Below are 24,086 nucleotides of genomic sequence, written 5' to 3'. Positions count from 1 at the left end.
TTTATTCCCCAGGCAACTCGAACGGACCGCCTTTTTCAATAGCGCGCTGCCAGGCCGGACGCATCTCGACGCGTTTCTTCCATGCCTGCAAATTGGGCAGGTGCTCGACGCCGCCGCGCGCCAGCAGGGCAAACACCGGGAAGCTCATCTGGATATCCGCCATGCTGGGAGACTCGCCGGTAAACCAGGGCTGGCTGCCGAGCTCTGCTTCTATATAGCGGGCATGCGTTTCGATCTGTTTATTGAGATAGCCTTTCTGCACTCCCTGCCCCAGCGCTTTACCAAGGGTGCGAAAACCCAGCGGCACCGGCGGCTTGCCCAGGCTGCTGAACACCAGTTTCATCAGCAACGGCGGCATCAGCGAGCCTTCGGCATAATGCAGCCAGAAACGGTACTGCAAACGCTGGTCGGCATCGGTGGGTTTCAGGGTGCCCTGAGGATCATAGTTTTCCTGGAGGTATTCGAGGATGGCCCCCGACTCTGCAATAATGCGCCCGTCATCTTCCAGCACCGGCGATTTTCCCAGCGGGTGCACTTTTTTCAGCGCTTCCGGGGCCATCATGGTTTTTTCGCGCTGATAACGCACGATTTCATAGGGCACGCCAAGCTCTTCCAGCGCCCACAGCACGCGCTGTGAACGGGACTTATTAAGATGATGCACTTTAAGCATGATTTACTCCGTTAACCAGGTAAGTACTTACTATAGAAAATTGTGCATCATGCGCGAAAAATTTCGGTAATAATTCCCCGGTTGCCGCTGGTAAAGCTGCCGTGCTGACTTACACTAAAAGTGTCGATACAAACCGGACCCTCCAGCGTTTTTAGTTACACCGAGGGGTATTGATGTCGGGGGAGACCCTCCCACAAACCCGTGGGATAGAGCGAAAGACAAAAGACCGGGAAACAAACTAAAGCGCCGTAACGGCGCTTTAGTTTTTTGTGGCGAATATTAATCATCTTCCAGCAGTCGCGCGCCGGTGCCCTGCTCGCCCAGCCGGTCGCCGGGATTACGCAGCGGGCAGTCGCTGCGTGACAAACAGCCGCAGCCGATACAGCCGTCCAGTTCATCGCGTAATGCTTCCAGGGTATGGATACGCCGATCCAGTTCCACCCGCCACTGGGACGACAGCTCTTTCCACTCTTTAGGGCTGAGCGTGTGCCCTTCCGGCAACACGCCAAACGCCTCGCCAATGGTTGCAAGTGGAATGCCGATGCGCTGCGCGATTTTGATGATCGCCACATAACGCAGCACATCACGGGTATAACGCCGCTGATTACCGCTGTTACGCACGCTTTTAATCAGACCTTTGGCCTCATAAAAGTGCAATGCCGATACCGCGACACCGCTACGTTTCGCCACTTCGCCGGGGGTGAGCAGCGCTTTAATACGCGGTAATTTCTTTTCCATAAATCGCTTTACCTCAAGTTAACTTGAGGAATTATACTCGCCCGCAGACAAAACGACAGCGGCAGAACTGACAAAGAGGCTAGTATGTCCCATCAGCAAATTATTCAGACACTGATTGAATGGATTGATGAACATATCGACCAACCTATGAACATTGATGTGGTCGCCAGAAAGTCCGGTTATTCGAAATGGTATTTACAGAGAATGTTCCGCGCGGTGATGCATCAGACGTTGGGGGATTACATCCGTCAGCGCCGGTTACTGCTGGCGGCAGAAGCGCTGCGCACCACGCGGCGGCCCATTTTTGATATCGCCATGGACCTGGGCTATGTTTCGCAGCAAACCTTTTCGCGTGTATTCCGCCGCGAATTCGACAGAACGCCCAGCGATTACCGTCATCAGATGTAAACCTCAATGAGCGCTTATCCCGTCAGGCGTCTGTTAAGACTACCGGGACAAGCGCTTAGTCGTGCTGCTGCGCCCAGTGAATAAAATCCTGCGGCGATAACGCCTTCGCAAAGTGCCAGCCCTGGCAGAATTGCACGCCGCGCTTTAACAGCCAGGTGACCTGCTCCGCCGTTTCCACGCCTTCCGCAATGATCTTCAGACGCAGGCTGTGCGCCATCTCAATAATATGTTCAGCGATCAAATGGCTGGTGCTGTTAGTCGTCAGGGTATCGATAAAGGATTTGTCGATTTTCAGAATATCGACATTGAGGGAATATAAGTTATGCAGGTTGGAATAGCCGGTACCGAAATCATCAATTGCCACTTCATAACCCGCATGACGGAACGCCTGAATAACCGGCGTGGTTTTCGGCACATCAATAAAGCCGCGCTCGGTCACTTCGATCTTAATTTGTTCAGCCCGCACCGCGTAATGTGTTGCCTTATCAGAAATAAGGGCAATCAGGCGTGACGAATGGAAATCCGAGGCGGATAAGTTAATTGAAATATAGAGGTGCGGGTTGGCGGCGAGGAAATGCCCCAGATCGGTAAACACCTCTTCAACCACATAATCGGTGACGCGTTCAATCAACCCTTCTTTTTCAGCCAGCGGTATAAACTCCACCGGGCTCATCACCGGACCATTAAACCCCGGCCAGCGCAGCAGGGCTTCTGCGCCCACGCATTTACCGGTTTTGATATCAATAATGGGTTGATAATGCAGCCTGAGTTGACGCTTTAGCAGCGCCCGATGCAGCAAACGCCGCGGGGAGTTAAATTCATGCCGGGTACGTGAGACTATCAGTAAAATGAGAATACTGCCGATCAGCGCCAGCGGGACCAACAGCATGGCCTGATGATACAGGAAACCATAATAGCGGGTGCTGGACGTCGAGACGATCATCGAAACAGGTCGCTTGTCGGAATGGGCAATGGTATAGAAACGATTATCTGTCCGGAAGTTTAATTTCTCATTTTGTACATGTTCAGACAATATTTTAACGTTAGCGCCAGGACTGACTGAAAAGAAGGTTTTACTGATATTGTCATAAACGCCATACGTTAATGTACGATCGTCTGATGCCACTTCACTGTAAAAAAGTGGATTCACCACTACCGCATAATTACCGCGCCGCATATATACCATCTTATATCCTGAATAAAATGGCGTATCGCGATAGTAATAAATTGAAACGTCAGGATTACGTTTATAATCGGCAGCAGGAATAATATAAGGTTGAGGCAAAGTAATACTGGTGGAGCATAAAAAATGATCGCCCTGGGTATAGATGAGATCCGCCAGATAAAGCCGCCCGCGAATAATATTAAGCATATTTTGCCGATGCAACGGCGAACAGAGCGGGCCGCTGAATTTCAGGGCTTCGTCATAGGCAATATCTGCCTGACGGATCACCAGCTCGGTTTTATCCAGCGCGAGTTGCGCAAATGCATTGAGCTGCGCGCTCGTTTCTTTTACCGCGCGGATGTGTGCAAACCATAGCGCCAGCATCACAGGCAGTATAACTACCATGATGATCCCGACGATCCTCAGCACCTTGCGAAGTGCGCTATGATTCATTTCCGCCTAATATCCCTGCAAAATGTGTGCCTGTAATAACGACAGGATGCTTTGATTAACAGGTGATTACGTTGCATGAATCATAAGACATTAGCAACTGACTTTTTTCATAAGAAACCTAATATCTGCTTATGACGATAATATTCGTCCGTAAGGCAAACTAAAAGTGTTCCCCCTGTTTATATTAAGGAAAATAAATATCCAGTTCGTCATCAAGGTTTAAGATAACTCAACAGGGGATCGCTGATTAACGCAAATTGCAGGCCGATAAAAATGATAACCGGCAGATGTTTATTTTTTAAACTGCAAAAGTGAATGGTGTGCAAAGAATACGCATAATAAAAAAATAATGTTGTTACCCTTCTGTTTCTAAAAGAGGCATATAGCCGTGGCCTGAAAGGCGCTAACAAAGCGGCTGACGCCCCCTTTATGGATATGAAACTGAGCAAAATTGACGCAGATCGCTGGCGAATAAAAGAGCAAATGTGATATAGTTCACAAAAATTGTGAAAATGAAATCACGTTTCATTGGTTATCAGAGGAAGGGTTGATGGCTACCATTACCACCGGCGTGGTATTGCTACGCTGGCAGTTATTGAGCGCGGTGCTGATGTTTCTTGCCAGCACATTAAACATTCGCTTTCGCAAGTCTGATTATATCGGTCTTGCGGTGATCAGCAGCGGGCTGGGCGTGATCGCCGCCTGCTGGTTCGCCACCGGTTTGCTCGGCATTACGCTGATTGATGTGGCGGCGATCTGGAATAATATTAAAGACGTAATGATTGAAGCCTCCAGTCACACGCCACCTGAATGGCCGGTGGTCATCACCTGATGGCATCGCACCAAAACAAAAGCCCCGTCAATGCGGGGCTTTTTGCGTACTGATGGTCAGGATCAGAACGGGATGTCGTCGTCAAAATCCATTGGCGGTTCGTTAGACTGCGCCGGTGCTGAAGACGGCTGCTGCGGGCGAGACTGCGCGCCGCCGCTGAACTGATTGCCGCCGCCCTGCGGCTGCTGAGGCTGACCCCAGCCGCCCTGCTGCTGGCCGCCGCCTGCCGGTGCGCCGCCACCCTGACGTCCACCCAGCATCTGCATTACGCCGCCAATCTGCGGAACGTTGATTTCAGTGGTGTAGCGTTCCTGACCGCTCTGATCGGTCCACTTACGGGTGCGCAGGGAACCTTCGATATATACCTGCGAGCCTTTACGCAGATATTCACCGGCGATTTCCGCCAGTTTGCCRAACAGCACAACSCKGTGCCATTCAGTCTGCTCTTTAGTCTCACCGGTGTTTTTATCACGCCAGGATTCGGAGGTCGCCAGCGTAATGTTGGCGACTGCGCCACCACTCGGCATGTAGCGTACTTCCGGGTCCTGGCCCAGATTACCGACGAGAATCACCTTGTTTACGCCTCTGCTGGCCATGGTCGTGTCTCCTGAATACGTTTCTTAATAGTGTAAACGCGCGATTGTAGCATTACAAACCGCGCGATTGATACCTTGCGAGGCGGATTCCAGTAAACCGCGCCGTCGCGACATTGTTGCAAGACTCACTGGAAGGCGCATCATAACACTGTATATCCATTCAGGTTAAATTGTGTCATAATTAATCGTTTCAGTTCAGACCGCCGGGCGTGTTCTATGCTTACCGAAATGGATGCATAACGCTATGGCAGCCGAATCTCTACCGGGAAAGGTGAATGGATAAGATAGAAGTACGGGGCGCGCGTACCCATAATCTCAAGAACATCAACATCGTCATCCCACGCGACAAGCTGATTGTCGTGACCGGGCTTTCGGGTTCAGGCAAATCCTCGCTGGCTTTTGACACCCTTTATGCCGAAGGGCAGCGTCGTTACGTCGAATCGCTCTCTGCCTATGCGCGGCAGTTCCTGTCCCTCATGGAAAAGCCAGATGTCGATCATATTGAAGGGCTGTCGCCGGCAATCTCCATTGAGCAGAAGTCGACGTCGCACAACCCACGTTCCACGGTCGGGACCATTACCGAAATTCATGACTATCTGCGTCTGCTGTTTGCCCGCGTGGGCGAAGCGCGCTGCCCGGATCATAACGTTCCGCTGGCCGCGCAAACGGTCAGTCAGATGGTCGATAACGTGCTCTCGCAGCCTGAAGGCAAGCGGCTGATGCTGCTGGCGCCTATCATCAAAGATCGTAAGGGCGAGCACACCAAAACGCTGGAAAACCTGGCCAGCCAGGGTTATATCCGCGCCCGTATCGACGGCGAAGTCTGCGATCTTTCCGATCCGCCGACGCTTGAGCTGCAAAAGAAACACACCATTGAGGTGGTCATCGACCGCTTTAAAGTGCGCGACGATCTGACGCAGCGCCTGGCGGAATCCTTTGAAACCGCGCTGGATCTCTCCGGCGGGACGGCGATCGTGGCCGATATGGACGACGTCAAAGCGGGCGAACTGCTGTTCTCCGCAAACTTCGCCTGCCCGATTTGCGGCTACAGCATGAATGAGCTGGAACCGCGTATGTTCTCGTTCAACAACCCGGCGGGCGCCTGTCCGACCTGCGACGGGCTGGGCGTACAACAGTATTTCGATCCGGATCGGGTGATCCAGAATCCGGAGCTGTCGCTGGCGGGCGGCGCGATCCGCGGCTGGGATCGCCGAAACTTCTATTATTTCCAGATGCTGCGCTCCCTTGCCGAACACTACAAGTTCGACGTGGAAGCGCCGTGGGCCAGCCTGAGCGCTAACGTACATAAAGTGGTGCTGTTCGGATCCGGCAAAGAGAACGTCGAATTTAAGTACATGAACGATCGCGGCGATACTTCCGTGCGACGCCATCCGTTTGAAGGCGTGCTGCACAATATGGAGCGCCGTTATAAAGAGACGGAATCCAGCGCGGTACGTGAAGAGCTGGCGAAGTTCATCAGCAACCGCTCGTGCACCACCTGTGACGGAACGCGTCTGCGTCGTGAAGCGCGCCACGTGTTTGTGGAAGACACGCCGCTGCCGACCATCTCCGACATGAGCATCGGCCATGCGATGGATTTCTTCACCAATCTGAAACTTTCCGGCCAGCGTGCAAAAATCGCTGAAAAAGTGCTGAAAGAGATTGGCGATCGTCTGAAATTCCTCGTGAACGTTGGGCTGAACTACCTGACGCTGTCCCGTTCGGCAGAGACCCTGTCCGGCGGCGAAGCGCAGCGTATCCGCCTGGCGAGCCAGATCGGTGCTGGCCTGGTGGGCGTGATGTACGTGCTGGATGAGCCGTCTATCGGTCTGCATCAGCGCGATAACGAACGTCTGCTCGGCACGCTGATCCATCTGCGTAACCTCGGCAACACGGTGATTGTGGTGGAGCATGATGAAGATGCGATCCGCGCCGCAGATCACGTTATCGACATCGGCCCGGGCGCAGGCGTTCATGGCGGTCAGGTAGTGGCTGAAGGTACGCTTGAAGACATCATGGCGGTGCCGGAATCGCTGACCGGGCAGTTTATGAGCGGCGTACGTAAGATTGAGATCCCGAAAGCGCGTGTGCCTGCGGATCCGGAAAAAGTGCTTAAGCTGACTGGCGCGCGCGGCAACAACCTGAAGGATGTCACCCTGACGCTGCCGGTAGGCCTGTTTACCTGCATCACCGGCGTGTCCGGCTCGGGTAAATCGACGCTGATCAACGATACGCTGTTCCCGATCGCCCAGCGCCAGCTCAACGGCGCAACCATCGCCGAGCCTGCGCCCTATCGTGACGTTCAGGGTCTGGAACATTTCGATAAAGTTATCGATATCGACCAGAGCCCGATTGGCCGTACGCCGCGCTCCAACCCGGCGACCTACACTGGCGTGTTTACACCCGTGCGCGAGCTGTTTGCCGGTGTTCCGGAGTCCCGTTCACGCGGCTATACGCCGGGCCGTTTCAGCTTTAACGTGCGCGGCGGGCGTTGCGAAGCCTGTCAGGGCGATGGCGTGATCAAAGTCGAAATGCACTTCCTGCCGGACATTTACGTGCCGTGCGACCAGTGCAAAGGCAAGCGCTATAACCGTGAAACGCTGGAGATTAAGTACAAAGGCAAGACGATCCATGAAGTGCTGGATATGACCATCGAAGAAGCCCGTGAGTTCTTTGATGCCGTACCGTCACTGGCGCGTAAGCTGCAAACGCTGATGGACGTTGGCCTGACCTATATTCGCCTTGGACAATCCGCCACCACGCTGTCCGGTGGTGAAGCACAGCGCGTGAAGCTGGCGCGTGAGCTGTCGAAACGCGGTACCGGTCAGACGCTGTATATCCTTGATGAACCGACGACCGGCCTGCACTTCGCGGACATTCAGCAACTGCTGGAAGTGCTGCACCAGTTACGCGATCAGGGCAATACCATCGTGGTGATTGAGCATAACCTGGACGTGATCAAAACCGCAGACTGGATCGTCGATCTGGGGCCGGAAGGCGGCAGCGGCGGCGGGGAAATCCTCGTCTCCGGCACGCCGGAAACCGTTGCCGGGTGCGAAGCCTCACACACGGCGCGCTTCCTCAAACCGATGCTGAAATAATCAGACGGAAAGTTGCTGCCTGACCGCGTCAGGCAGCGCACTGACCACCAGCTGATAGGACGCATCCACCAGATAGTAAAGCTGCGAATCCGGCAGCGATCCATCCAGAAATACCGTGCTCCAGTGCGCTTTGTTCAGACGCGCGCTGGGGCGCACATCGCTGTGTTCATTACGCAATAATTCCGCCAGCTCCGGGCTGGTTTTCAGCGTGACTGCCGGACGGCCATCCGTTTCGTGCACCATCGCAAACAGCACGTCCGCCACTTTAATCTGTGTAGCCTTCCAGTCGCTGTGAACGCTCTGTTCCGCTCCCGCCTTGCCCATGCAATAGGGCAGTAATTCCGCATTGGTCATTGGGGTTCCCCTGTTGTTGGCACCTCTGGTGCAGCTCCCTGTCGAAAATAAATCTTTCTAAGTGTGCAGCATGAGCGCGTTTTCAGCCAGGTTTCCGCCAGCGGAGATTAAAAAAACGGCAATCCTGCGACTGCCGTGGGGGATCAGTATTCGGAATTGACGATGACTTCTTCACCGAACATGCCCGCCTGCGGCAGCGGTTTATAAGTGGAGTTGGAGGCACGCAGCACACGGATACCGCGGGCGCCAGTTTCCTGCGCGGCACGAATATCATTATCGGAATCGCCGTAGAACACTTTGATTTGTTTACCGCGTAACCACTGCGTTTTGGTGTTCTGACCTGGCTTATCGCCGGCAAAAATCACCGGATTCATGCTGGCGGCCGGGATGAGGAAGTCATCCTGCAGGGTTTTCGAGACGATTTCCGTTTTAGTTTCGCTGCGGCCGGTGATGAAGAAAATACTGTCGCCGCGCTTCACATGCATGGCGATCAACGCGCGGGCCACCTCTTTCGGAATACTGAATTCATCCCAGCCGTTGTTCATCTTTTCCCAGAACGCGGGATTTTTCAGATAGTCTTCGCTGTCCGGCGACCAGGTTTTCTTGCCGCGCCAGAAGCCGGGACTGGAAAAGAGCACGGTGTCATCAATATCAAAACCCACGGCCATCGGCGGACGTCCCAGCAGACTGTTTTCGATTTGCGCCACGGAAACCCAGTGCACCGGCGCCTGTTGCGCCAGTTGTGCGACATTAGTGCCGGGATTAAGGGGCGAAGGGGACGAGGCGTGAGCGGTAACGGGGCCATTAAGCGTGAACAGCAAACTAAAGGCGCTGAGGATAAGTGTGATTTTGCGCATATTTTTCCCTGCATTATCAGCCCGCAATCATTGCAACCTGCGCGGACGATCAAAAATTTACCCGACCTTAACGTCACGGGCAGGTGAAAGGAAGAATATTCTTAAAAAAGAGGCGGGAAACAGAAGACGGATCGCATTCTGCTCTCCCGCCCGGTCGCATGACACCGGGAGAGAGAGCAGTAAGCAAGTACTTACATTACAGCGGCAAAGGCCTGTGCCACACGCTGTACGTTGCCAGCATTCAGCCCGGCGACGCACATGCGTCCGCTGGCGATAAGGTAAACGCCAAACTCATCGCGCAGGCGATCCACCTGGGCGCTGCTCAGCCCGGTATAGCTGAACATCCCGCGCTGTTTGAGCAGATAATCAAAGTTCTGATCCGGCACCGCATCCTTCAGGACATCAACCAGCGCCTGACGCATCGCCAGGATGCGCAGGCGCATGGCTTCCACTTCCGCCAGCCAGCTGGCTTTCAGGGCGTCGTCGCCCAGCACCGTCGCCACCAGCTGCGCGCCAAAGGCTGGCGGGCTGGAGTAGTTACGACGTACGGTGGCTTTCAGCTGACCCAGCACGCGGGCGGCAGCGTCGGCATCTTCACAGACCACCGACAGACCGCCGACACGCTCGCCGTACAGTGAGAAAATCTTCGAGAAAGAGTTGCTGACCAGCGCCGGTAGCCCTGCGCTGGCAATGGCGCGGATGGCGTAGGCATCCTCTTCCATACCCGCGCCAAAGCCCTGATAGGCGATGTCGAGGAACGGGATCAGGTTGCGCGCTTTCAGCACTTCAACGACTGCATCCCACTGAGCGTTTGTCAGGTCTGCGCCGGTCGGGTTGTGGCAGCATGGATGCAGCAGCACGATGCTTTGCGCCGGCAGCGTGTTCAGTTTTTCGAGTAACGCTTCCGCGCGCACGCCGTTAGTGGCGGCATCAAACCACGGGTAGGTATCGACGTTAAAACCTGCGCCTTCAAAAATGGCGACGTGGTTTTCCCATGTCGGATCGCTGACCCAGACGCCGGAGTCCGGGAAGTAGCGTTTGAGGAAATCGGCACCGATTTTCAGTGCTCCTGAGCCGCCCAGCGTCTGAATAGTGGCGACGCGCTGCGCGTTTAATACCGGATGATCCGCCCCGAACAGCAGCGGCGCGATGGTATGGCGATAGCCGTTTAAGCCTTCCATCGGCAAATAAAGTGAGGCGCCGTGCGGCCGGGCATTCAGGCGCGCCCGCGCTTCCGTAATCGCCTGGAGCTGGGGAATAGCACCGTCTTCGTTGTAATACAGCCCGATGCTGAGATTAACTTTGTCGCTACGGGGATCTTCTTTAAAACGTTCCATCAGCGAAAGGATGGGGTCGCCAGCATAGGCGTCAACTTTCTGAAACACGCGGTGGTTCTCCAGGTTTACGGTGCGGATAACCACAATAAACCGGAAGCGCAGGAAGATCGAGCGGGATGTGAATGGAAGGTTATCAGCAGGTCCCACGCAGGGGACCTGCAAAATACGATCAGTCGAGGTATTTCATCGCCACCCGCGAGGTCAGTCGCGTGATAAGTTCGTAAGCACTCACTTTTGTGAATTCGGCGATACGCTCGACCGGCAGTCCATCGCCCCACAGGGTCACGCGATCGCCCGCTTTTTCCTGCGCCTGCGGCCCGAGATCGACACAAATCATGTCCATCGCCACCCGGCCAACTATCGGCACTTCCCGGCCATTCACCAGCACCGGCGTACCGGACGGGGCTGCCCGCGGGTAACCATCGCCATAGCCCATCGCCACCACGCCCAGGCGGGTGTCGCGCTCGCTGATCCAGGTGCCGCCATAGCCGACCGGCTCGCCCGCTTTGTGCTCACGCACGGCGATCAGGTTTGAGGTCAGGGACATGACCGGCAGAAAGCCGAAGTCCGGGCCCCAGGGTTTATGATCCAGCGGCGAGACGCCATAAAGAATGATGCCGGGGCGTACCCAGTCAAAATGCGCCTGCGGCCACAGCAGGATGCCGCCGGAGGCCGCGATGGAACGCTGGCCGGGTTTGCCGTCGCAAAAGGTATTGAAAATATCGAGTTGCTTCTCGGTGGCGCCGCATTCCGGTTCATCGGCGCGGGCAAAATGGCTGACGATATTTACCGGCTGACGCACGTTTTTACAGGCGCAGAGGCGCTGATAAAAGGCGCTGGCGTCCTCAGGGCGCACGCCGAGGCGGTGCATGCCGGTGTCGAGCTTCATCCAGACGGTGACCGGCTCGCTAAGTTCGGCGTTTTCCAGCGCCGTCAGCTGCTCGTTGTTGTGGACGGCGGTATGCAAATGTTCTGCGGCAATGGTCGGCAGGTCGTCGGCGGCGAAGAAGCCTTCCAGCAGTAAAATTGGTTGGGTGATGCCTCCCGCGCGCAGGCGCAGGGCTTCTTCGAGACGGGCGACGCCAAAGGCGTCGGCATCGGGGAGCGTTCGCGCGGTCTCAAGAAGACCGTGTCCGTAAGCGTTCGCTTTCACGACTGCCACCAGGCGACTGGCAGGAGCCAGTTCGCGCAGGCGTTGCAGGTTGTGACGCAGAGCGCGGCGGTTAATGACTACAGTTGCCGCTTGCATTGTTATTCCTTCATTAATGAGTACCGGATCTGACGTTTTAAAACCGACCAGATCCCTTATTCGTCGTCGTATTGTGGACCCGCATAGTTATCAAAGCGCGACCACTGACCGTTAAAGGTCAGACGTACCGTACCGATCGGGCCGTTACGCTGTTTACCGAGGATGATTTCCGCGATGCCTTTCAGATCGCTGTTTTCGTGATAAACCTCGTCACGGTAGATAAACATGATCAGGTCGGCATCCTGCTCGATGGAGCCGGATTCACGCAGGTCGGAGTTTACCGGACGTTTATCGGCGCGCTGTTCCAGCGAGCGGTTGAGCTGCGAGAGCGCCACCACCGGCACCTGTAATTCTTTCGCCAGCGCTTTCAGCGAGCGGGAGATCTCGGCGATCTCCAGCGTACGGTTATCAGAAAGAGAAGGAACGCGCATCAATTGCAGGTAGTCGATCATGATCAGACTCAGCCCGCCGTGCTCGCGGAAAATACGGCGCGCGCGGGAGCGGACTTCTGTCGGCGTCAGGCCAGAGGAGTCGTCGATATACATGTTGCGCTTTTCGAGCAGAATGCCCATGGTGCCGGAAATACGCGCCCAGTCTTCATCATCAAGCTGGCCGGTACGAATACGGGTCTGATCGACGCGGGACAGGGACGCCAGCATACGCATCATGATCTGTTCGGCGGGCATCTCGAGACTGAAGATTAAGACCGGTTTATCCTGCAGCATGGCCGCGTTTTCGCAGAGGTTCATCGCAAAAGTGGTCTTACCCATCGACGGACGCGCTGCCACGATAATCAAATCCGAACGCTGTAAGCCAGCGGTCTTTTTATTCAGATCCTGATAGCCGGTATCCACACCCGTCACGCCGTCATGAGGCTGCTGGAAAAGCTGCTCAATACGCGCCACGGTGGACTCAAGGATCTGATCGATACTCTTCGGGCCTTCGTCTTTATTGGCACGATTTTCAGCGATCTGGAAAACGCGGGATTCGGCCAGATCGAGCAGATCTTCGCTGCTGCGACCCTGCGGATCGAAACCGGCAGTAGCGATCTCATTCGCCACCGAAATCATTTCACGCACTACCGCGCGTTCACGCACGATGTCAGCATATGCGCTGATGTTCGCCGCACTTGGCGTATTTTTTGACAGCTCTGCCAGATACGCAAAGCCGCCCACGCTGTCGAGTTGCCCCTGTTGCTCCAGCGATTCCGCGAGCGTGATCAGGTCGATGGGTTTACTCATCTCCTGCAGGCGGTGCATCTCAGTGAAGATGTGGCGGTGCGGGCGGGTATAGAAATCTTCCGCCACTACGCGCTCGGCCACATCGTCCCAGCGTTCGTTATCCAGCATTAAACCGCCCAACACCGACTGTTCCGCTTCAATCGAGTGCGGGGGGACTTTCATCCCTTCGACCTTGAAGTCGCGAGGTTCAGGCTGTTTGTTGAAGGGTTTATTTCCTGCCATAGTGAATGGAGTTACCGAGATGATGATTGGGTCGAAAGATTACCACAGAGTTCAGGAGGAAGCATGGCAACAAGAATTGAATTTCACAAGCATGGTGGCCCTGAGGTACTGAAAACGGTGGAGTTCACGCCCACCGATCCGGCGGAAAACGAAGTTCAGGTGGAGAATAAAGCTATCGGTATCAACTATATCGATACCTATATTCGCAGCGGGCTTTATCCACCGCCTTCCCTGCCGAGCGGCCTGGGAACGGAAGCCGCGGGCGTGGTCAGCAAAGTGGGCAAAGGCGTAACCCATATCAAAGCCGGTGACCGGGTGGTATACGCCCAGTCGGCGCTCGGGGCTTACAGCTCAGTGCATAACGTGCCTGCCGATAAAGCGGCGATCCTGCCTAACGCCATCTCTTTTGAACAGGCCGCCGCTTCCTTCCTGAAAGGCCTGACGGTGTTTTATCTGCTGCGTAAAACTTACGAAATTAAACCCGACGAACCCTTTTTATTCCATGCCGCCGCCGGGGGCGTGGGGCTGATTGCCTGCCAGTGGTCGAAGGCGCTGGGCGGTAAGCTGATCGGCACCGTGGGTAGCGCGCAAAAAGCGCAGCGCGCGTTACAGGCCGGTGCCTGGCAGGTGATCAATTATCGTGAAGAGAGCATTGTTGAGCGGGTAAAAGAGATCACCGGCGGCAAGAAGGTGCGCGTGGTGTATGACTCGGTGGGGAAAGATACCTGGGAAGCCTCGCTGGACTGCCTGCAACGTCACGGGCTGATGGTGAGCTTCGGTAATGCTTCCGGGCCGGTGACCGGCGTCAATCTGGGTATTCTCAACCAGAAAGGCTCGCTGTTTGCCACCCGCCCTTCCCTGCAAGGCTACATCACCAATCGCGAGGAGCTGGAAGAAGCCAGCAATGAACTGTTCTCGCTGATCGCCAGCGGCGTGATCAAAGTGGATGTGGCAGAAGATCAGAAGTTTGCGCTGGCGGATGCGCAACGGGCGCATGAGGTACTGGAAAGCCGCGCCACTCAGGGGTCAAGTTTACTGATCCCTTAAAAGAATTAGGGCCTCCCTGAGGAGGCCCATTCTTTTTTTAGTTCGGCTGTTTGTAGGGGACAGCACGATGAATTCGTTAACCGCGCCATAGTGCCAGATCCGATAAGTAAATCCTATGCGGTTTCAGCGAACTCACCTCTGAAAAGTACGAGGTTGTGATCAACCACGCATAACCTTAGTAACGCCAGCGGTTATTGCGCTGATAATGCGGGATTTTTGGCGTTTTTATCGCCCGTATCACCCACACAATCGCCACCGCCAGCAGCAGCCAGGGCAGCAGTTTAATCATCAGCGCGAACAGCCCGCCAACAAACATTAACGCGGTGGCGACCACCAGCGCGGCAATAATGCCGAGCAGGGAAATTCCGGTCACCATCAGCATGACGAAAAATCCAATGACAAAAAGTAGTTCCAGCATGGCTCTCTCCCGAAAGACGTTTCTTTCATTCTTGTCTAAGCTATTACAAGATTCATGCCAAAATTAACCTGCTGATATGAAACGAAAACGCCCCGCGAATTAAAGCGAGGCGTGGTGAATCTGACCATTTTTTGGCGAAGTTTTTAACGCTTATCCGCCACCAGCGCCAGCGCCTGTTCCACTACGCGAATATCTGCGCCTGCTTTATGCGCATTTTCACTCAGATGGCGACGCCACTGACGCGCGCCGGGAATGCCCTGGAACAGCCCGAGCATATGACGGGTAATGTGCCCCAGATAGGCCCCTTTGCTCAGTTCACGCTCAATGTACGGATACATGGCGCGCACCACGGCAACCGGATCGGCATCCGCGCGGTCACGACCAAAGATCTCGCGGTCCACGGCGGTGAGGATCCCCGGATTCTGGTACGCCTCGCGGCCTACCATCACGCCATCCATATGTTCCAGATGCGCTTTCGCTTCCGCCAGTGATTTGATGCCGCCGTTAATCGACATCGTCAGCTGCGGGAAATCGCGCTTCAGCTGGTACACGCGCGGGTAATCCAGCGGTGGGATCTCGCGGTTCTCTTTCGGGCTCAAACCTGACAGCCATGCTTTACGGGCGTGGATAATAAAGGTGTCGCATTCGCCCTTCCCGGAGACGGTGCTGATGAAATCACACAGGAATTCATAGCTGTCCTGATCGTCAATGCCGATACGGGTTTTCACCGTCACCGGGATCGACACCACGTCACGCATCGCTTTCACGCAGTCGGCCACCAGTTGGGCGTTGCCCATCAGACAGGCGCCGAACATGCCATTTTGTACGCGGTCGGACGGACAGCCAACGTTAAGGTTGATTTCATCGTAGCCCCGCTCTTCCGCCAGTCTGGCGCACTGCGCCAGCTGCTGCGGATCGCTGCCGCCAAGCTGTAAGGCGACCGGATGCTCTTCCTCGCTGTACACCAGATAATCGCCCTTGCCGTGAATAATGGCGCCGGTGGTGACCATTTCGGTGTAGAGCAGCATATCGCGGGACAGCAGACGCAAAAAGTAGCGGCAATGCCTGTCCGTCCAGTCGAGCATCGGCGCGATGGAGAAGCGGGAGGAAGCGAATTGGGTGGACGGAGTTACGGGTGCCATAGCGTACATTTTTGCATCAATATGAAAAAGGGGCGCTACTATAACACACTCATTTCCGGGGTACACATTAGCAGACCGGAGGCGATGCGCCCCCGGTCTGCTTTAACTCAGAAGGTCAGGCTCAGCTGTGCGCCTGCGCCCCAGGTTTCGTTTTCGCCCACGATCCCCGTCAGGTCAAGACGCGCGCGTTCAAATGCCGTGAAGCCCACACCGCCGGTAAAGACGTTGCTGTCGTTATCTTTCACGTCTGCACGGTAACCGGCACGCACCGCCATCCAGTCCAGCGGACGGACTTCAGCGCCGACGCCCACGTACTGGGAGTTTTCTTCGCTCTTGAAGCCTTTAGTTTCCGTCAGATCGCCATCGGCGGTTACCGTCACCAGATCGTTATGCCATGCCACACCCGCTGTCACCACCGGGCTGATTTGGTAGGTGTCTTTGTAATTTCTCACCTCACCGGTACGGCCGTTACGCACGTTGATATCTTTGGTGTCGATGTCGCGGGAGATCAGGTTCTGCCCGCTCACGCCTACGGTCCAGTTTTCGCCGAAATCTGCCGCAATACCGGCATCAACGTTAAAACCATTGTCGTCGGTACGATAACGGCTGCTTTTGAAATCGTCGCTGTCGTAATCGTAAATGGAGGTAGTGTAGTTATAGACCCAGGTTTTCTGGAATTTCGGCGTTACGCCGATAGAAACCGGAACTTCACCCACCTGGAACTGACGGGCAACGGCGATACCGTAATCCGAGACGATAGCCGCGCGCCCGGAGGCGGTGGAGTTCAGATTTTCGGTGATTTCATCAGAGCCGTTTGGCGACAGCGCGGCATTAAGCGCTTCACCGACGGCCACCAGCCTGCTGTTCTGGATGCTGCGCAGGTAAGTAATATCCTGCTGATCAATGTTCGAACTGACGCGTGCATGCGCATGGGCTTTAGTTACGAAGGCCACCGACAGCACGTCGTTAGGAATACTAACGGCAATGCCAGCGCCGGCACTTGCGCGCGCGGTTTTACCATCAAGGAATTCCAGCTCATCCGCCAGATCCTTAGCGGCGCTCTGGAATTGCCCGATAGTGCCCAGCGGGTTAGCAATAATTTGCGCTGCGGTAAGGTTATCGACAACGTCGCTGTAGCGGTCGACTTTGTCATTAATTTCGTCAATCTCATCCTGAAGATTGTCTTTGTCGGTGATTTGCGCGCCCACGGCTGGCAGGATCACAGTCACGCTGTCATCCGGCTTTGCTTTGGCCAGCAAGGCCGGGTTAATGAGTGCGCCGCTGCCATAGCTCGCGGAAGCAACACCCGTACCACCCATTGCGTCGCCACGCGCTTCTGCCCAGGTATTGGCCGCTGACGCCTGATTTGCCACAAAAAAGGAGACAGCGAGAGTAACCATTGAATATTTGAATGTTTTTTTCACAGTTTGCTCTTCTTTGAATAATTGAACATCTTACCCCGACAGTTATCGCCCGAACGAGGATGAACTATTGCTGTGAACAACGATGTTAAATACGGCTAATTCAATTTAAAGGATGTTTTAACGCTGATGGTCTTATTCACTGCTTTCCCGTTCCGGTGACGGGCCTATTAATTTATAGAAGACGAAATTAATTTCGTGAAGGTTTTCCATCATGGGGGCCGAAAAACTGCGGAGGATGGTCTATCCAGCGATCGTCCCGCGTGGCGGCATAGTCGGGATTGAGCGGGTAATAAATGCGGTTATTTCTTTTATTCGCCTCCCCCACGACCAACAGGCGTACTTCTTCCATGGTGTTATTGATAAAGGTATGGCAAACGCCGGTTCCGGCAGGAAATCCAACGCTGTCGCCCGGTTCCAGTTTCCATAAATAGCCGTTAATCCACGCCTCCGGATTCCCTTCCAGCACATAGATAAACTCCTCCTCATCGCTTTCCGCGTGCGGATACGATGTGCGTCGGCCCGGAGGTAGACGTTCGTGATGGATACCCAGCCGCGTAAGCCCGAGTTTTCGGGCAAGAGGCGCGCCAACAGAAAAACGTTCATCGCTGTCCGGGTAGCCTGATTCGTCGGGACCTTCGAGATCCCGCCAGTGCCGAATACAGTCGGGCTTTTTCATGTCCTTTCTCCTTCATAAATAATGTTTCAGATATAGCACACCTGCGTGCGGATCTCGGCGTTTGGGGCAGAACATGATAAAGTGTAGGTTTCCGCACCCGGCCACCAGAGGATGCCCATGGATAAGACCACTTCGCAGGAGATGTTAGCGCAGGCTGAAAAGCTCTGCGTGCAACGCAATGTGCGCCTGACTCCACAGCGCCTGGAAGTATTACGGCTGTTAAGCCTGCAGGAAGGAGCGATCAGCGCTTACGATCTGCTGGATTTATTACGGGTATCTGAGCCACAGGCAAAGCCACCCACGGTGTATCGTGCGCTGGACTTCCTGCTGGAGCAGGGCTTTGTGCATAAAGTTGAGTCCACCAACAGCTATGTGCTGTGTCATCTTTTCGATAATCCTTCCCATACGTCGGCAATGTTTATCTGCGATCGTTGCGGAGCTGTCAAAGAAGAAGCGGCGGAAGGTGTGGAAGATATTATGCATGGTCTGGCCGCGCGAATGGGTTTTGCGCTACGCCATAATGTCATTGAAGCGCATGGTTTATGTGCGGCATGTTCAGAAGTGGAAGCCTGTCGTCATCAGGGTGCCTGTCAGCACGATCACAGTATTCAGGTGAAGAAAAAACCGCGTTAGAAATAAGGTGGGAATGTAGTGAGAGGTTGGTACATCCTTGTACCTTTCGGGCAGGGTAGCTGTAACGCTAATTGCCGCAGAAGTCCGTGATTACCAGCGGTAATCGTGACGGGTTTCCCAGTCACCAACTTCTTTCTCAGCCTGGTCTTTCTGGTAGCCGTAACGCTCCTGAATTTTACCAACCAGCTGGTCGCGTTTACCTTCGATGACAGTCATATCATCGTCGGTTAATTTACCCCACTGTTCTTTCGCTTTACCTTTGAACTGTTTCCAGTTACCGCCGACTTCGTCTTTATTCATAATGATATCCTCATCGTTCGGTTTGAATAAAAATATATTCAGTATCCATCAGTTCGTTCGATTTCTGCTGAACGTGATAATTATTGTAGTTAAGGATATGTCGAAGCGGAGATTATTCGGAATATTTAACCATCAACGCAATAAAGCGCCAGTGAACTTATGAGAACCAGGTGCCGTGCTGCCAGTGCCGACGCCAGATCCACGCCAGCGTAATCCCACGCAGCGCCAGGAAGACGGTTAACGACAGCCACAGGCCATGATTACCGAGCAGCGGTACGGTAAGCAGCGTCAGGGCAAAACCGGCGGCGGCGATGGCCATACTGTTACGCATCTCCGTCCCGCGGGTGGCGCCGATAAACATGCCGTCGAGCAGATAACACCATACCCCCACGATCGGTAAAATCACCTGCCAGCCAAGATAGTGCCCGGCAAGCCGTTGCAGATCCGGCAGGGAGGTCAGCAGCGAAATAATCTGCTCACCGGCCAGCGCGTACACCAGCGCAAACGCCAGCGCCACTATCCCCGACTGCCGACAGGCCGCCTGCCAGACGCTGAGCAACTGGCTGCCATCGCGTGCGCCATAGGCCTGCCCGGAATGGGCCTCAACCGCATAGGCAAAACCATCCAGGGCGTAGGCGGTAAAGGTCAGGAGCGTCATCAGCACGGCGTTCACCGCCACGATGTCGCCGCCCAGACGCGCGCCCATCACGGTAATGGAACCAAAGCACAGCTGAAGCAGCAGCGAGCGCAGCATGATGTCGCGGTTAAGCGCCAGCAGCCGCCTTATATTGCCGCGCCAGGCGGTCTTCAGCATCGCCAGGCTGATCCCCCGGCGACGCAACCCGCGCTGTACCATCAGCAGGCCGACCACAAAAGTGGCGTATTCCGCAATGACGGTGGCGAGCGCAGCGCCCTGCACGTTCATGTGCAGCCCCATCACCAGCCATAAATCGAGAGCGATGTTAAGCACGTTGCCCACCACCAGCAGCACCACAGGCGCGCGGGCATACTGAATACCCAGCAGCCAGCCGAGCAGCACCAGGTTCGCCAGCGATGCCGGGGCGCTCAGCCAGCGGATCTCCAGAAAACGCCGCGCCTGTTCCAGCACCGCGTCGTTGCCGCCCACAATGTGCAGTGTGAGATTAATCAGCGGGGTCTGACAGAGGATGATGGCGAAACCGGCGATCAACGCCAGCAGCAGTGGTTGCACCAGCGCCCGCGCAAGGGCATGGGGATCTTTTGCGCCAAAGGCCTGGGCGGTAAAACCGGTGGTACTCATGCGCAGAAAAAGCAGCAGCATAAACAGGAAGCTGGTGGCCATGGCGCCAACCGCCACGCCGCCCAGATACACCGGGCTGTCAAGATGACCAATGACTGCGGTATCCACCAGCCCCAACAGCGGCACGGTGATATTGGAAAAAATCATCGGCAGCGCAAGACGCCACAACGCTTTGTCGGAAGTCGTCAGAAAGGCCACGTTGAATTACCAGAAGGGAAACGGACGCGCGGCGGCAATCATGATGTTGCCGCCGCGTGGAAAGAAGAGATTAGAGCCACTCACCGTTGCGGATCACGCCGACGGCCAGCCCTTCGATGGTGAAACTCTGCTCGCGCAGATCAACCACGATAGGAGAAAACTCGCTGTTTTCCGGCAGCAGCTGCACGGTATTACCCTGACGCTTCAGGCGCTTAACGGTCACTTCATCGTCAATACGCGCCACCACGACCTGCCCGTTACGGGCTTCCTGGGTTTTGTGCACCGCCAGCAGATCGCCGTCCATAATGCCGATATCTTTCATCGACATGCCGCTAACGCGCAGCAGGAAGTCTGCATTGGGTTTAAACAGATTAGGATCGACCTGATAATGGCCTTCAATGTGTTGCTGCGCCAGCAGCGGTTCACCTGCCGCGACACGCCCGACCAGCGGCAGTCCGTCAACATCTTCAAGCAGTAAACGAATACCGCGGGACGCGCCGGAAACGATCTCCAGTACGCCTTTGCGCGCCAGCGCTTTCAGGTGTTCCTCAGCCGCGTTCGGGGAACGGAACCCCAAGCGCTGCGCGATCTCCGCACGCGTCGGCGGCATGCCTGTCTGGCTGATGTGATCCCGAATGAGATCAAACACCTCTTGCTGCCTGGCCGTTAAAGCTTTCATACCGCCCCCTGGTTGCATATACAGTTATGCTGTGAGTATATACAGGCAAAGTAAAATTTGGAATCGAATTTTGAGCAAAACAGCGGAGTTTGTCGATTTATGCGAGCATTATCGATAATGCGACCACAACAGTATGCCCCAGGTGGCGAGCGCCAGCAGGATGGACATCAGCACCGCCGCCGAGCCCATATCCTTTGCGCGCCCGGAAAGTTCATGAAAATCCGTGCCGATACGGTCCACCACCGCTTCAATCGCGCTGTTCAGAATTTCCACTATCATTACCAGCGCTACCGAGCCAATCAGCAGCACGCGCGTGATAGCGTCCACATCCAGCCAGCAGGCAATGGCAATCGCCAGGATCACCGCTACCGCTTCCTGACGAAACGCCGCTTCGTTGATCCAGGCGGCGCGAACGCCTTTCCAGGAGTACCCTGCTGCTTTTATGATGCGAGTAAACCCAGTGGTATTATTGGCCATCAAAAGAACCTTTTTATGTAATTAGCGTCAATGTCTATGCAAGCAGACCTTGGTACAACAGAATTTACGCGCGCTTTCTGATATTCTTGCGGCGCAACAGGATTATTAACCAGAGGCTTCACATCGTATATGTCCGGCTGGCCACGAATTTACTACAAATTACTTAATTTACCATTAGGCGCGTTGGTAAAAAGCAAGCCCATTCCGGCAGAACCTGCCCAGGAACTGGGACTTGATACCTCACGCCCTATTATGTACGTCTTACCGTACAACTCGAAGGCAGATTTACTGACCCTGCGCGCGCAGTGTCTGGCAAACGATCTGCCCGATCCGCTGGAGCCACTCGAAATCGACGGCACGCTGCTGCCGCGCTATATCTTTATTCACAGCGGGCCCCGCGTGTTCACCTGGTACACGCCGAAGGAAGAGTCGATCAAGCTGTTCCATGATTACCTCGATCTGCACCGCAACCACCCCGATCTGGACGTGCAAATGGTGCCGGTGTCGGTGATGTTTGGCCGCTCGCCGGGTCGTGAGAAAGGCGAGGTCAACCCGCCGCTGCGTATGCTTAACGGCGTACAGAAATTCTTTGCTATCTCCTGGCTGGGACGCGACAGCTTTGTGCGCTTCTCGCCGCCGGTTTCGCTGCGCCGCATGGCCACCGAACATGGCACTGACAAAATTATCGCCCAGAAACTGGCGCGTGTCGCGCGGATGCATTTTGCCCGTCAGCGTCTGGCCGCGGTCGGCCCGCGCCTGCCTGCGCGTCAGGATCTGTTCAATAAATTGCTGGCCTCAAAAGCCATTGCCCGCGCGGTGGAAGACGAAGCGCGCAGCAAAAAGATCTCCCATGAAAAGGCACAGCAAAATGCCGTCGCCCTGATGGAAGAGATTGCGGCGAACTTCTCCTATGAAATGATCCGCGTCTCTGACCGCATTCTGAGCTTTACCTGGAACCGGCTGTATCAGGGGATCAACGTCCACAACGCCGAGCGCGTGCGTCAGTTGGCCCACGACGGTCACGAGATCGTCTATGTGCCCTGCCACCGCAGCCACATGGATTATCTGCTGCTCTCCTACGTGCTTTACCACCAGGGGCTGGTGCCGCCGCATATCGCCGCCGGTATTAACCTGAACTTCTGGCCCGCCGGGCCGATTTTCCGCCGCCTTGGCGCGTTCTTTATCCGTCGTACCTTTAAGGGCAACAAACTCTATTCGACGGTGTTCCGCGAGTATCTGGGCGAGCTGTTCAGCCGGGGTTATTCGGTGGAGTACTTTGTGGAAGGCGGTCGTTCCCGTACCGGGCGTCTGCTCGATCCGAAGACCGGCACCCTGTCAATGACCCTTCAGGCGATGTTACGCGGCGGTACCCGTCCCATCACCTTAGTGCCGATTTATATCGGCTACGAGCATGTGATGGAAGTGGGCACTTACGCCAAAGAGCTGCGCGGCGCGACCAAAGAGAAAGAGAACCTGATGCAGATGGTGCGTGGCTTAAGCAAGCTGCGTAATCTGGGCCAGGGTTATGTGAACTTTGGCGAGCCGATCCCGCTGAATGCGTATCTTAATCAGCATGTGCCGGAGTGGCGCGAAGCGATCGATCCCATTGAAGCGGTGCGCCCGGCGTGGCTGACGCCGACGGTGAATACCATCGCCGCCGAGCTGATGGTGCGCATTAACAACGCCGGTGCGGCGAACGCCATGAACCTGTGTTCGACGGCGCTGCTGGCGTCACGCCAGCGTTCGCTGACCCGCGAACAGCTGACCGAGCAGCTGGATTGTTATCTGGATCTGCTGCGCAATGCGCCTTATTCAGAAGACGCCACCGTTCCGGCCAGCACCGCGTCCGGGCTTATCGATCACGCGCTGCAAATGAATAAGTTTGAAGTCGAGAAAGATACCATCGGCGACATCATCATTCTGCCGCGCGAGCAGGCGGTGCTGATGACCTACTATCGTAACAACATCGCGCATATGCTGGTTCTGCCTTCCCTGATGGCGGCCATCATTACGCAGCATCGTCATATCTCCCGCGAGGAGATGCTGCGTCATGTTGAAGCGCTGTATCCGATGCTGAAAGCCGAGCTGTTCCTGCGCTGGGAAAAAGAGGCGTTAGGGGAGGTACTGGATACCCTGACTACCGAACTACAGCGCCAGGGGCTGATCATCGATAAAGACGATCGTCTGCATATCAATCCGTCACGCTCCCGCACGCTGCAACTGCTGGCGGCCGGCGCCCGTGAAACGCTGCAACGCTATGCCATTACCTTCTGGCTGCTGAGCGCGAACCCGTCCATCAACCGCAGTACGCTCGAAAAAGAGAGCCGTACGCTGGCGCAGCGTCTGTCGGTGCTGCACGGGATTAACGCGCCGGAGTTCTTCGATAAGGCGGTGTTCAGTACGCTGGTGCTGACGCTGCGTGACGAGGGCTACATCAGCGATACGGGGGATGCGGATCCGGCGAAAACCTTGCAGGTTTATCAGCTGCTCGCCGATCTGGTGACCTCTGATGTGCGCTTAACCATTGAAAGCGCGACCAGTCAGACGGACGCGGTATAAATTAAAGCCCGGCGGCGCATGCTTGCCGGGC

At 55.3% G+C, this 24,086-nt stretch carries 23 protein-coding genes; 6 read left to right on the top strand and 17 right to left on the bottom strand.

The features are described 5' to 3' along the window. Position 1 precedes the first annotated feature (1 nt). Both QRD42_RS06560 and soxR read right to left on the bottom strand, forming a co-directional pair. Complete coding sequence (locus QRD42_RS06560) at positions 2 to 670, bottom strand: glutathione S-transferase family protein (RefSeq protein WP_321988452.1); 669 nt, start codon at positions 668 to 670, stop codon at positions 2 to 4. 279 nt (positions 671 to 949) lie between these two features. Then, positions 950 to 1,408: a redox-sensitive transcriptional activator SoxR gene (soxR, locus tag QRD42_RS06555; RefSeq protein WP_072570205.1), complete on the bottom strand. Its 459-nt coding sequence runs from the start codon at positions 1,406 to 1,408 to the stop codon at positions 950 to 952. Positions 1,409 to 1,492: 84 nt separating this feature from the next. Between soxR and soxS the strand changes: the two genes are divergently transcribed. Next, positions 1,493 to 1,816: a superoxide response transcriptional regulator SoxS gene (gene soxS / locus QRD42_RS06550; protein ID WP_072570204.1), complete on the top strand. Its 324-nt coding sequence runs from the start codon at positions 1,493 to 1,495 to the stop codon at positions 1,814 to 1,816. Positions 1,817 to 1,871: 55 nt separating this feature from the next. Here soxS and QRD42_RS06545 read toward each other — a convergent pair whose 3' ends face one another. Continuing rightward, entirely contained in the window at positions 1,872 to 3,434 is a 1,563-nt protein-coding gene (locus QRD42_RS06545) for an EAL domain-containing protein (RefSeq protein WP_318364154.1), read from the bottom strand. Positions 3,435 to 3,984: 550 nt separating this feature from the next. On the opposite strand from QRD42_RS06545, the gene QRD42_RS06540 reads away from it, so the two are divergent. Continuing rightward, positions 3,985 to 4,266, top strand: a complete 282-nt coding sequence (locus QRD42_RS06540; RefSeq protein ID WP_072570202.1) for a YjcB family protein — start codon at positions 3,985 to 3,987, stop codon at positions 4,264 to 4,266. A gap of 62 nt (positions 4,267 to 4,328) precedes the next feature. Here the strand turns inward: QRD42_RS06540 and ssb1 are convergent, their stop codons facing one another. After that, positions 4,329 to 4,862, bottom strand: coding sequence for a single-stranded DNA-binding protein SSB1 (gene ssb1, locus QRD42_RS06535; protein ID WP_321988451.1), 534 nt, complete (start codon positions 4,860 to 4,862; stop codon positions 4,329 to 4,331). 275 nt (positions 4,863 to 5,137) lie between these two features. Between ssb1 and uvrA the strand changes: the two genes are divergently transcribed. Beyond that, complete coding sequence (gene uvrA / locus QRD42_RS06530; RefSeq protein ID WP_321988450.1) at positions 5,138 to 7,963, top strand: excinuclease ABC subunit UvrA; 2,826 nt, start codon at positions 5,138 to 5,140, stop codon at positions 7,961 to 7,963. Here the strand turns inward: uvrA and QRD42_RS06525 are convergent, their stop codons facing one another. The 5 genes from QRD42_RS06525 to dnaB form a co-directional block, all read right to left on the bottom strand. Beyond that, a complete protein-coding gene (locus QRD42_RS06525) occupies positions 7,964 to 8,317 on the bottom strand; it encodes an MmcQ/YjbR family DNA-binding protein (protein WP_321988449.1) in 354 nt (117 codons plus the stop codon). It abuts the gene before it with no gap. 143 nt (positions 8,318 to 8,460) lie between these two features. Then, positions 8,461 to 9,174 (bottom strand): acid phosphatase AphA, encoded by a 714-nt coding sequence (gene aphA / locus QRD42_RS06520; protein ID WP_321988448.1) that lies wholly within the window; start codon positions 9,172 to 9,174, stop codon positions 8,461 to 8,463. 191 nt (positions 9,175 to 9,365) lie between these two features. Beyond that, positions 9,366 to 10,559, bottom strand: coding sequence for an aromatic amino acid transaminase (gene tyrB / locus QRD42_RS06515; RefSeq protein WP_072570197.1), 1,194 nt, complete (start codon positions 10,557 to 10,559; stop codon positions 9,366 to 9,368). A gap of 121 nt (positions 10,560 to 10,680) precedes the next feature. After that, complete coding sequence (alr, locus tag QRD42_RS06510; RefSeq protein ID WP_321988447.1) at positions 10,681 to 11,760, bottom strand: alanine racemase; 1,080 nt, start codon at positions 11,758 to 11,760, stop codon at positions 10,681 to 10,683. Positions 11,761 to 11,816: 56 nt separating this feature from the next. Further along, positions 11,817 to 13,223 carry a replicative DNA helicase gene (gene dnaB / locus QRD42_RS06505; protein WP_072570195.1) on the bottom strand — a complete coding sequence of 469 codons (1,407 nt, stop codon included), beginning with the start codon at positions 13,221 to 13,223 and terminating at the stop codon, positions 11,817 to 11,819. A 63-nt stretch (positions 13,224 to 13,286) separates the two neighbouring features. Between dnaB and QRD42_RS06500 the strand changes: the two genes are divergently transcribed. Next, positions 13,287 to 14,270, top strand: coding sequence for a quinone oxidoreductase (locus QRD42_RS06500; RefSeq protein WP_318375685.1), 984 nt, complete (start codon positions 13,287 to 13,289; stop codon positions 14,268 to 14,270). A 175-nt stretch (positions 14,271 to 14,445) separates the two neighbouring features. Here QRD42_RS06500 and pspG read toward each other — a convergent pair whose 3' ends face one another. The 4 genes from pspG to QRD42_RS06480 form a co-directional block, all read right to left on the bottom strand. Continuing rightward, positions 14,446 to 14,688, bottom strand: a complete 243-nt coding sequence (pspG, locus tag QRD42_RS06495) for an envelope stress response protein PspG (protein WP_318372934.1) — start codon at positions 14,686 to 14,688, stop codon at positions 14,446 to 14,448. Between the two features lie 143 nt (positions 14,689 to 14,831). After that, positions 14,832 to 15,830 carry a tRNA dihydrouridine(20/20a) synthase DusA gene (dusA, locus tag QRD42_RS06490; RefSeq protein ID WP_321988446.1) on the bottom strand — a complete coding sequence of 333 codons (999 nt, stop codon included), beginning with the start codon at positions 15,828 to 15,830 and terminating at the stop codon, positions 14,832 to 14,834. Between the two features lie 107 nt (positions 15,831 to 15,937). After that, positions 15,938 to 17,230, bottom strand: coding sequence for a conjugal transfer protein TraF (locus QRD42_RS06485; RefSeq protein WP_412176401.1), 1,293 nt, complete (start codon positions 17,228 to 17,230; stop codon positions 15,938 to 15,940). Positions 17,231 to 17,441: 211 nt separating this feature from the next. Continuing rightward, entirely contained in the window at positions 17,442 to 17,930 is a 489-nt protein-coding gene (locus QRD42_RS06480; RefSeq protein ID WP_072570191.1) for a cupin domain-containing protein, read from the bottom strand. Between the two features lie 117 nt (positions 17,931 to 18,047). Between QRD42_RS06480 and zur the strand changes: the two genes are divergently transcribed. Then, on the top strand, positions 18,048 to 18,563 hold the full coding sequence (gene zur, locus QRD42_RS06475) for a zinc uptake transcriptional repressor Zur (protein WP_088220449.1): 516 nt from the start codon (positions 18,048 to 18,050) through the stop codon (positions 18,561 to 18,563). Between the two features lie 90 nt (positions 18,564 to 18,653). On the opposite strand, the gene QRD42_RS06470 is transcribed toward zur, so the two are convergent. The 4 genes from QRD42_RS06470 to QRD42_RS06455 form a co-directional block, all read right to left on the bottom strand. Beyond that, positions 18,654 to 18,863: a CsbD family protein gene (locus tag QRD42_RS06470; RefSeq protein WP_072570189.1), complete on the bottom strand. Its 210-nt coding sequence runs from the start codon at positions 18,861 to 18,863 to the stop codon at positions 18,654 to 18,656. Between the two features lie 157 nt (positions 18,864 to 19,020). Then, complete coding sequence (gene dinF, locus QRD42_RS06465; RefSeq protein ID WP_321988445.1) at positions 19,021 to 20,340, bottom strand: MATE family efflux transporter DinF; 1,320 nt, start codon at positions 20,338 to 20,340, stop codon at positions 19,021 to 19,023. A 70-nt stretch (positions 20,341 to 20,410) separates the two neighbouring features. Continuing rightward, entirely contained in the window at positions 20,411 to 21,019 is a 609-nt protein-coding gene (lexA, locus tag QRD42_RS06460) for a transcriptional repressor LexA (protein WP_072570187.1), read from the bottom strand. Between the two features lie 108 nt (positions 21,020 to 21,127). After that, the gene (locus QRD42_RS06455) at positions 21,128 to 21,496 is read right to left on the bottom strand and encodes a diacylglycerol kinase (RefSeq protein WP_321988444.1); all 369 of its coding nucleotides are present in this window, start codon (positions 21,494 to 21,496) and stop codon (positions 21,128 to 21,130) included. Between the two features lie 129 nt (positions 21,497 to 21,625). On the opposite strand from QRD42_RS06455, the gene plsB reads away from it, so the two are divergent. Continuing rightward, positions 21,626 to 24,055: a glycerol-3-phosphate 1-O-acyltransferase PlsB gene (gene plsB / locus QRD42_RS06450; protein WP_318372937.1), complete on the top strand. Its 2,430-nt coding sequence runs from the start codon at positions 21,626 to 21,628 to the stop codon at positions 24,053 to 24,055. Positions 24,056 to 24,086 lie beyond the last annotated feature (31 nt).

This window comes from Enterobacter sp. PGRG2 (assembly GCF_030291195.1).
Lineage (GTDB): Bacteria > Pseudomonadota > Gammaproteobacteria > Enterobacterales > Enterobacteriaceae > Enterobacter_D.
Note: the sequence above shows the minus strand (reverse complement) of the source record. Positions and strands in the feature narration are given on the sequence as shown.